The sequence below is a fragment of the Butyrivibrio sp. ob235 genome, assembly GCF_900109475.1.
Taxonomy (GTDB): domain Bacteria; phylum Bacillota; class Clostridia; order Lachnospirales; family Lachnospiraceae; genus Butyrivibrio.
This window is the reverse complement of sequence record NZ_FOBE01000039.1, coordinates 24,662-32,968: the sequence shown is the minus strand read 5'-3', so window position 1 is coordinate 32,968 and position 8,307 is coordinate 24,662. Positions and strand designations below refer to the sequence as shown.

Below are 8,307 nucleotides of genomic sequence, written 5' to 3'. Positions count from 1 at the left end.
AGTCTGTTCGAGCGAAATATATCCGTCTTCTACAAGTATTCCAGAATGATCATAAGGGACGTAGACATAATTTATCTCATAGTGAACTGGAGTGGGTGACAGTTCAGCTCTTATCCGACGAATCAGCCTTGCTTTTATGAATTCTTTTGATTGATCAAAGCACTCATTTACATATTCAGCAATTTCGTCTACATGAGAATTCACATACTCTACGCATTTCGAATTATCCATTTGTATTTTTCCTTTATGTTTAATACATAGATTATATATTTATTCTATGTGTTTGTCAAAACAAAAAAAGGCTTCATCCCACAGGCAAGCCTGTGGGTTTTCGCCTACGTTGCGCCAAAGTTTACTTTATAACAGTGATCAGGTTGCAGAAACTTGCGATGCCTGCGACCGGAAGAAGTGACCAATAGGCCCTTCTTTTTTATTATAACGAAAAGACATCCCATATCTGGAATGTCCTTCTAACAAGAACGCCGGACCGGACAGCTTAACATCTGCCTTACATCCTCATGCAGTTTGCGACGATTTACCTCGCTTATATAACCATATCATGAATTATCCCAAAGCAAAAGTACATCATTCTCCATTTTCATTATCATTTGCAGGCTCGATATCTATAATGTTCTCTATAAGCCCAACAACAGCATCATTAAGTTGCATCGCATTTTGACTTGTGATGACGGGCTTACCGGTTTCTGTCTCAATATTCTTTCTGGCATCTCCAGCAATCTGTCCGCCTCTTTTTGCTATCGTTTTGTTTTCATCAAGTCCCTGCGGATTATGTACTTTAGTTAGCTCAGTAGTAGTTGCTTCTGCCAACATATTTAATGCAAGCTCAAGAGTACTCATGTTATCTCTTAGGTTTTCTTTTTTGAGTCCCTTAAGATTCTTATACTGCCTTGTTGACATGCCTGACCAGGCTCTGGTGACTTCATCTGTCAAAATAGCAAACTCTTTTCCCTGCTTAACACCATGACCTTTCCACTGATCCGTTAGCTCTTTTCTTGCACGAATTGTCTGAAGTCTTTGATTAATCCAGTCTGCGTCATATCCAAGTCTTGCATATGTTTCCAAAGCGCGATCTATCGTAAGCTCAGGGTCTATCGTCTCCTCTATCCTTTCACGGCCAACCTGTGCAAGCCACATCTTAAATGGTTCAGCCTTCTTGGAAGGAATTGACTGGATAATTCTTAGAAGTTGTTCAGTATTTGCTACATCAGTAAATCGCTTTCTCCCATCTTTAGCAGTCATTTTCAAAGCGTGACAATTTGTCACGGTTTCATTTCCTTCTTCTTTCAGTCTTTGCTTTAGTTTCCTCCAATATGTAGTCGGATCCTTACTTTCAGTTAAAACACCCGCCACATCAACTATTGAGAAATACCACTCCTCTTCATCTTCTACCCATGCGGTTCTAATAGGTTGATTTTCAAATAATTGTACTTTATCTGTCATCATCGTTGTCCCCATTTTTCTCTACATTTTTACTTCCCACCAGTTTTTCCATTTCGATTTTATACGCCATCAATCTCAAAAGATAATCTGGCATTTTCCTATTTCCCAATTCCCAATCCTGCAGTGTACGATACGGAATTTCAAAATACGCACAAAACTCTTTTCTCGACATTCCAGTACTGTTTCTTAATTCTATCAAATAATCTCTGCTATCCATGCAAGTCACCCCGTTCATTCAATGCCTTTATACTCATTGCGTATTATCAGTATACGCATACGCGATGCGTACTGTCAATAAAATAATGTCGATCAACTATACAGTCAACCGACATTTTATTATTATGTTTACCCGATTGCCCTAACGACAAGTTAATCATATTTGTATCTTTGTCTCTATCCGTGATAACAGAATATACTTTGCTAATAAAAAAATGTTAGAGGAATTAAATTTCTTAAAGAAATCGCCCGTGACTGATGTCCAAACAAAATAGAGGATACTAATATATTTGCCTAAAAGCATTAAATAAAGCAAGAGCTAAGAACATGTTGTGTGTTCTTAGCTCTTACTATTTGATAAGAAAGCAATTCTTCAACGCTAGAGCAAAAAGGATTGCATCTATTTATTTTGTTTTATCGTGCTTAATGATATCTTGAATTTCGCAGTCCAATATGAAACAAAGAGTGTCAAGGGTCTCAGTAGTACAGGGAAGCCCCTTCTTAATTCTGTGAATCGTGTTAGCAGAAATTCCTTCTTTAAAAATCAAGCTGTATTCTGTTATCCCTTTATTCCGCATAGTCTCGAACATCGGTTCATAAGATATCATTGTAAACACCGCCTTTTCGATAAGAAAAGTGTAGCATTCGATATCGCTTGACTATGCTCAATATATTGAGTATAATACCAGATTACAGAATCATAAATATATGCTCGCAAAGCATAATATGATTCATATGTGATTCAAGTGAAGAACTGATTTAATTATGAGGTGACAAACATGAATAATATCAATACAAAGCTTAAAAGAATCATGGCGCTTACGCTTGCAGTAGCCATGGTCTTTTCAATCGCAGCTGTGTTTACACTTACAGCAAAAGCAAGCGGAACACATAGCGCTGGGTATGACGCTGTCTGCGCATGGATGGATTCCCATACCGCAGTTGAACAGTGCGATGTCGGAACCCTGTACCTTACAAAAGATAACACTGAAGGTGCACAGGCAATGATGACGCTTACAAGAGCTGAAGCTGCCGAAATCGACAATCATTACTTCAGAGAACAGGGCTCATCCCTCAATCCTGTGACCAATGCATGGAACGCAGCGTGGCGTGAAGCATATCCTGATGTTCCTGGCATGGAAGTTGGCGGCTGGGCGTGGGAAGCAGCGCATCCCGAAGCAGAAGCTCAGAGAAATGCAGCAAGTCAGCCAACAACATCATCATCATCAAATTCCAGTTCTACGTCTGCATCAACAAACAGCAACAATGATTCAAGCACGCAGAAATCTTATTATGAAATAGTATGGGAAGAAGACCCCTCTACCGACCCCGAAACATATGGTTGGAGTAGAGACAGCTTTTCTGAAGCTCTTTTCAAGCATCATAACGTAGGCTTTACATTCGTCTCTAAATCTGGAATCAAATTCAGAGTTACAAAAGAAGGCGGATATCATAAGCTGGGTCATGTTGAAATCATCGGTTATCAGCCCGACAGTTCATCTGGCAAAGTTGATGATTCTAACGTTTATCAAGAATTTCTAAAGAACCAGCCCAATACCATGCATAACAAAGGAAATATGCTCGAAATATTGGCGTGCGATTATACAAATGATAAACGCGAAATAGTAAAAACAAAAAGAGGAAGAACAAAAAAGAAAATAGCTGCAAGAAGTGGATTTGAAGGTCGAAATGAAGACCTTGCTACTTACTACGAAGATATGGTTGTCGACACGCATGTAGACGGCATATTTGACAGAAAAGCTTATAGTTATCACGAATTCTTTCTCATAACAAGCATTGCTCCAGGTGCCTTCAAAGGAAATACATCACTAGAATATGTATATATCCCCGAAAGTGTTCAGACAATCCCAAAAGACTGCTTTAAAGGCTGTACTAACCTTCGAGAAGTATACTGGGGTTCAAATTCGCTCAAATACGTAAAAGGGCATGGTCTCATGACAGCATCAGGAACGCCTAAATACAATGCCAAAAAGAAAATCTGCAAAGGCGCTTTTGCAAAGTGCAAGAAGCTCAAGAAGTTCTGTCTTGACGGTCTTTATGCAGATATCAAGGTCGAGAAAGGTGCTTTCGACAAAGATAAGAAAGCAATAACAGTCGGTGCCTATAAGTGCAAGAATAAGTATACAAAGAACTTTGCTAAGAATATCAAAAGCAAAGGTAAAGCAAAGAAAGCTGCTAAAACCAAAAAGTATGATACTTCTCAGTTCTAATTAAGCCAACACCGAATCATTCGATTCTTGTATCAATATCCCCGTTCGAGATTTCTCGGATGGGGATATTTTTTATAATAAAAACAACATCTCTTTCGGCGCTTCCAGGTATTCAGCGCCTGATTGGATAGATATGTAATATAGTAACATTAGCAAAAGGTACTTTACTGAAAATATGTTATAATAGTTCTGAACCTATAAATTACTTTTTGAGAGGTGGAAATATTGAGTACTTTAGAAGCAACTTTTTCAATTTTAGAAACTTTGTCCGATGAAGAACTTCAAGCTGTTCGATCATTTGCATTATTATTAAAGAATTATCAAAACCTTGACGCTGATGATTCTGTTATTACAGAATCTGATGCCAGAGAAGGTACCCCTTTTGCGCCTATGTCAAAAAAGCAAATAATGGAAAAATTAAGATTATCCAGATTAAGTGCTTCGCTTGGTAATGTAAAAGAGGCATCTGTAGTATCTGCGGATTTGAGGGCTAAATATGGACTTTGATTACAAGGTTTTTGTTACCGATGACGCAGAGGCAGATTTAGATAGATTTATTAAATACCTTATTGAGGTAAAAATGAATAAACAGGCAGCGCGTAATGTTCTGGATGATTATGATGCGACTATTGAGCGCTTGTCCATAGTCGCAGGAAGCTTGAAGTTAGTAGATGATGAAGATTTAGCCAATCTTGGTTACAGAAAAATCAGATTTATGAAGCATAGATATTTTTTACTTTATAGAGTAGAAGATGACACAGCAATAGTTGATGCGATTTTTCATGATTTGCAAGATTATGAAAATGTTTTCAAAGAGCAACACGATATCCATTAAAATAAGGACTTCCAAGTTGGAAGTCCTATTTCTATGTCCAAGATAGTCTCTGATAATAGTTACAATCGGTATAATCAAGGTATAAAAGGAAATACATATTCCTAAAAGTTGCAGCAATTATGCACTTTATGCCGATAGAAGCAAATATTGCCGTGGCAGACGAAAAGTACCTTTATCATTTTTCGTATCCTTTACACTTCAGAATTTTTTTCAATCGTAGTTTTGCGCATATATTTCATATCTCATCAATATTCGTAGGATTGATTTACTTTCCTAAGTGCAGCCACATAATCGCAACCTTTTTCTTTCACGTCTTCCGGATTTATCGGATAATGGACATTGTAAAGAACCCCTTTATCTCCAAACATATCCTCCATATAATCCTTCTCTATATGCCCGCCTACGACTTCAAGGCAGATCATAACATGATCATCACCCGGTACAATTTCTTTCTCCCACAAATACCTACACTCAAGGTTCATGAAACATTCAGCGACCATCGGCGCTTCTACCCATGAAGCTTTCTCCGCAGTAAGCCCTGACGAAGTTATCTCATCCGCCTCGAACTGATTGTTCTGTATTGTCTTCATGCAGGCTTCGTATAAATCAGATGACATGAAATTTAGCACTGCTACCTTCTTTTCATTTAAGCTTTGGTAAAGATGTCCTCTCTTATTCACGCTGCATAGAATCACGTAATACCCGCCTCCATGATTCGCACTCGTAAACCCTGCCCATGACTGCATCGTAGCATTTGGCTGTCCATTAGATTTATAGGTTGTGACAAGAAACATCGGTGTCGGTATTCCCATTATAAATTCTTTCCAATCAAATCCGAAGTTTTTTGCAAATTCTCCGTATGTCTCACTCATAGATTCAGGCATTTCTTTGTATTGGTATTTCATCTTTTTCCTTCCCTCCTTACAAAATCCAACATAAGAATTAACTTCAGTCTCCGATATCTTTCCGTTTAACTTCCCGTATCATTTTCTATATATCCTTCCTAAAGCATATTATCCGATTTGCTTCCTCAAATCCCAGCGCCATATGGAATTATTTCTGCAGCGTTCTGAGCCCCTACCCCTCAATGAGTCCTCCATGGAAATAGCATTCGTAAATGACATTTCCTTTATAGCTAATTGTTTCCTTACCATGGAACCATTCAAAATCACCATCAATGCAGCATTCATATTTATAATCACCGTTAGTATGCTCAGCGGGTCCTCTAAATGGCTTTTCCTCCGGAACTAAAAGCAATGCTTCCTTCAAAAAATCTCCGCTGAAGTTTTCTCCGATTACCCTGCCCACATAATTCATGCTCCAGTATGGATTTTTCTTTATCCAAAGCGCCTCTTCTCCGGCAAATTTATTACCTCCAAGATAGGTGTCGTAATACATATAATCGCCATCTTCATATATAAGGTCGTGAGATTTTTCTCTTGAAGATACCGTCTCTGCTCCCTTGCCTGCATATGTTGCCTGTTTAGCCTTAATTAAAAAATCAGTTATCTGTTTATCCATTTTTGATATATAAACATATTTAAATTCAGCTTCCGTTGGATTGTTATAACCATCTTCTTCAACCTTGTTTAGCCTGTAACTGCATTTTTCAAAAAGAGTCTGCATAGCTACATTGCTTGCTCTTGTCTCAGCGCATATTTTCATCAGGTCTGATTTTTTGCATTCTTCCTTAGCATACTCCATAAGTTTCATTGCAAGTCCCTGCTTCCTGTAATCAGGGTGCACTGCAATATTCATGATCTTAAGATAATCATTCTCTCCGCTCCAGTTATACGTAAAAAGGTCCCCTACTATTTTGTCTCCTTCAACTAAAGCATAGTAAGTAGCCCTGTCATCTTCTAACAGATCTTTCCAATCTTCTTCCTTCCAACAATCTGTTGGGAAGCAAAGCTTATCAAACTCTAAAATGGCATCATAGCTTTCCATGCCAAGTTTCTTCATCTCTATCATATTCATAAATCCTTTACGCGTTCCATTCCTTGATCGTAATCATCATGTTGTATCCTCAAATACTATATACCTTGTTTATAAACAATTTTGCACTTTCAGATGTCGTAAATCTTTTGTACTTCGAACCATATGCAGAAAGGTATCCAATAATCTCTTTTCTATCTTTTTCATATTCAAATACCCATTTTATGTTGTAGTAAAGAAACTTTATCGTAGGTTTTGAATTATATTTTTCTTTTCCTGCTCTCTGCCTAATCCAGCGCCGTAATGTTCTTACCAATCTTTTATAGAGTGGTATATCAAGCAGAATGATGTAATCACACTTTTCAAAACTCTCACGTAACAGTTTTCTTGGAGATCCTTCTACAATCCAGTCATCACTGTTTATAATTTTCTGAAATAACTGGTCACGCTCCTTATCATCACGCTTTTTATCACCATTTGGAGTCCGCTCCCAAACAATATTATCTTTCTGATAAAAAGGGACATGATATGTCTCTGATAAATTCTTTGCAAGTGTGGTCTTTCCACTGGCAACTGATCCGATTATATCCAGCTTCATATATTCTGTCCTTCGCTGTCTATTTTGGAAAGAGTATCTTCAACTTCCCTGTCAGAATCTGTCTTTATGAAAGTCCGTCTATTAGTGGTAGTACAATGTCGAGGCGTATCTTTCAATCTCTCAGCAACATGTAGAATTTCCAAATACTCCCTTGCATTCATACCTCTCCTCCTTATATTTCAATCATTTTCTGAATGCCATTTGGTATTACATCAAATCCCAATTTCTTATAAAAACCTTCTTTACCCTTAGCAGATACCCCTCCGATTGTTGTAAATTTCCCTGTAGACGAATTCTTCACAGCATAATCTACAAGATGGTTAACAATCATAGTTCCTATGCCCATGCCTTGATATTCCGGCAGAACAACTATTTCCTGCAGGTACCAATTTCTTCACATCAGATGGATGTTCTGCCAGATAAGTTGCTCCGGCTGATGTCAATTCTTCACGGTCACCATATCCATACAGGACACCAATAGAATCAATGCCTACCTCATTTGCAGCTAAAATATCATTCTCCCTGTCACCCACCATAACCACGTGTGTGCTATCAGTTATTTCACATTGTTCCAACGCATACCTGATTACATCAGATTTGTGTGGGCGTTCCTTATCATCAGCAGTAGCTACAAAGTCAAAGAATTTCTTCAAATCAAAGTGCTTAAGCACCGTGTCGGTTCCAATTGCACTCTTAGAAGTTGCTACAATCAGCTTCTTGCCTTCACTTTTTAAGTCCGACAGTAGTTCCACAATCCCCGGATAAACACTGTTTTCCAGGACGCCGCCCATATTGTTGTAATAATCTCTATACAAGGCAATGGCTCTATCTGTGTCCTCCTCGGAATATCCCAAAATATCACCAAAGGAAACTTTCAGTGGAGGTCCAACAAATTTTCGTAGTTGGCTCCTGTCAACTACCTGCCCTCCCATTTGCTGTATTGCATAAACAAATCCATTCATAATACCGGGGCCTGAATCTGTTAATGTGCCGTCCAAATCAAATAGAATATACTGATATTCATGTTCCAT

The 8,307-nt window shown here is 38.2% G+C and carries 13 protein-coding genes; 3 read left to right on the top strand and 10 right to left on the bottom strand.

From position 1 onward, the window contains the following. The 4 genes from BMW61_RS19345 to BMW61_RS19330 all read right to left on the bottom strand — a co-directional run. Window positions 1–231: hypothetical protein (locus tag BMW61_RS19345; protein ID WP_139176471.1), on the bottom strand; the 231-nt coding region annotated here is incomplete at its 3' end. Window positions 232–585: 354 nt separating this feature from the next. Then, on the bottom strand, window positions 586–1,461 hold the full coding sequence (locus tag BMW61_RS19340) for a BRO family protein (protein WP_091825397.1): 876 nt from the start codon (window positions 1,459–1,461) through the stop codon (window positions 586–588). Continuing rightward, window positions 1,451–1,678, bottom strand: a complete 228-nt coding sequence (locus tag BMW61_RS19335) for a helix-turn-helix domain-containing protein (RefSeq protein ID WP_026516141.1) — start codon at window positions 1,676–1,678, stop codon at window positions 1,451–1,453. Before BMW61_RS19335 ends, BMW61_RS19340 begins: the two co-directional genes overlap by 11 nt. Window positions 1,679–2,081: 403 nt before the next feature. Then, window positions 2,082–2,255 carry a helix-turn-helix domain-containing protein gene (locus tag BMW61_RS19330; protein ID WP_242876836.1) on the bottom strand — a complete coding sequence of 58 codons (174 nt, stop codon included), beginning with the start codon at window positions 2,253–2,255 and terminating at the stop codon, window positions 2,082–2,084. 201 nt (window positions 2,256–2,456) lie between these two features. Here BMW61_RS19330 and BMW61_RS19325 point away from each other — a divergent pair, with 201 nt between their 5' ends. From BMW61_RS19325 to BMW61_RS19315, 3 genes are all read left to right on the top strand, one after another. Further along, the gene (locus BMW61_RS19325) at window positions 2,457–3,908 is read left to right on the top strand and encodes a leucine-rich repeat protein (protein ID WP_091825381.1); all 1,452 of its coding nucleotides are present in this window, start codon (window positions 2,457–2,459) and stop codon (window positions 3,906–3,908) included. A 225-nt stretch (window positions 3,909–4,133) separates the two neighbouring features. Continuing rightward, window positions 4,134–4,415 (top strand): hypothetical protein, encoded by a 282-nt coding sequence (locus BMW61_RS19320; RefSeq protein ID WP_091825378.1) that lies wholly within the window; start codon window positions 4,134–4,136, stop codon window positions 4,413–4,415. Next, window positions 4,405–4,743: a type II toxin-antitoxin system RelE/ParE family toxin gene (locus BMW61_RS19315; protein WP_091825376.1), complete on the top strand. Its 339-nt coding sequence runs from the start codon at window positions 4,405–4,407 to the stop codon at window positions 4,741–4,743. Before BMW61_RS19320 ends, BMW61_RS19315 begins: the two co-directional genes overlap by 11 nt. 245 nt (window positions 4,744–4,988) lie before the next feature. On the opposite strand, the gene BMW61_RS19310 is transcribed toward BMW61_RS19315, so the two are convergent. From BMW61_RS19310 to BMW61_RS19280, 6 genes are all read right to left on the bottom strand, one after another. Then, window positions 4,989–5,648, bottom strand: coding sequence for a flavin reductase family protein (locus BMW61_RS19310; protein ID WP_091825373.1), 660 nt, complete (start codon window positions 5,646–5,648; stop codon window positions 4,989–4,991). Window positions 5,649–5,820: 172 nt separating this feature from the next. Next, window positions 5,821–6,720 carry a GNAT family N-acetyltransferase gene (locus BMW61_RS22315; protein ID WP_242876834.1) on the bottom strand — a complete coding sequence of 300 codons (900 nt, stop codon included), beginning with the start codon at window positions 6,718–6,720 and terminating at the stop codon, window positions 5,821–5,823. A gap of 49 nt (window positions 6,721–6,769) precedes the next feature. Next, on the bottom strand, window positions 6,770–7,276 hold the full coding sequence (locus tag BMW61_RS19295; protein ID WP_091825370.1) for a P-loop NTPase family protein: 507 nt from the start codon (window positions 7,274–7,276) through the stop codon (window positions 6,770–6,772). Continuing rightward, complete coding sequence (locus BMW61_RS19290; protein WP_242876832.1) at window positions 7,273–7,437, bottom strand: hypothetical protein; 165 nt, start codon at window positions 7,435–7,437, stop codon at window positions 7,273–7,275. The genes BMW61_RS19295 and BMW61_RS19290 overlap by 4 nt, the downstream gene beginning before the upstream one ends. Before the next feature lie 11 nt (window positions 7,438–7,448). Next, window positions 7,449–7,622: a GNAT family N-acetyltransferase gene (locus BMW61_RS19285; RefSeq protein ID WP_091825367.1), complete on the bottom strand. Its 174-nt coding sequence runs from the start codon at window positions 7,620–7,622 to the stop codon at window positions 7,449–7,451. Further along, on the bottom strand, window positions 7,597–8,307 hold the full coding sequence (locus BMW61_RS19280) for an HAD-IA family hydrolase (RefSeq protein ID WP_091825364.1): 711 nt from the start codon (window positions 8,305–8,307) through the stop codon (window positions 7,597–7,599). Before BMW61_RS19280 ends, BMW61_RS19285 begins: the two co-directional genes overlap by 26 nt.

Coding starts and splice junctions, on each gene's coding strand:
- BMW61_RS19325 (WP_091825381.1), top strand. CDS start 2,457: ATGAATAATATCAATACAAAGCTTAAAAGAATCATGGCGCTTACGCTT.
- BMW61_RS19285 (WP_091825367.1), bottom strand. CDS start 7,622: ATGGGCATAGGAACTATGATTGTTAACCATCTTGTAGATTATGCTGTG.
- BMW61_RS19310 (WP_091825373.1), bottom strand. CDS start 5,648: ATGAAATACCAATACAAAGAAATGCCTGAATCTATGAGTGAGACATAC.
- BMW61_RS19295 (WP_091825370.1), bottom strand. CDS start 7,276: ATGAAGCTGGATATAATCGGATCAGTTGCCAGTGGAAAGACCACACTT.
- BMW61_RS19340 (WP_091825397.1), bottom strand. CDS start 1,461: ATGACAGATAAAGTACAATTATTTGAAAATCAACCTATTAGAACCGCA.
- BMW61_RS19290 (WP_242876832.1), bottom strand. CDS start 7,437: ATGAATGCAAGGGAGTATTTGGAAATTCTACATGTTGCTGAGAGATTG.
- BMW61_RS19330 (WP_242876836.1), bottom strand. CDS start 2,255: ATGCGGAATAAAGGGATAACAGAATACAGCTTGATTTTTAAAGAAGGA.
- BMW61_RS19315 (WP_091825376.1), top strand. CDS start 4,405: ATGGACTTTGATTACAAGGTTTTTGTTACCGATGACGCAGAGGCAGAT.
- BMW61_RS22315 (WP_242876834.1), bottom strand. CDS start 6,720: ATGAATATGATAGAGATGAAGAAACTTGGCATGGAAAGCTATGATGCC.
- BMW61_RS19280 (WP_091825364.1), bottom strand. CDS start 8,307: ATGGAACATGAATATCAGTATATTCTATTTGATTTGGACGGCACATTA.
- BMW61_RS19335 (WP_026516141.1), bottom strand. CDS start 1,678: ATGGATAGCAGAGATTATTTGATAGAATTAAGAAACAGTACTGGAATG.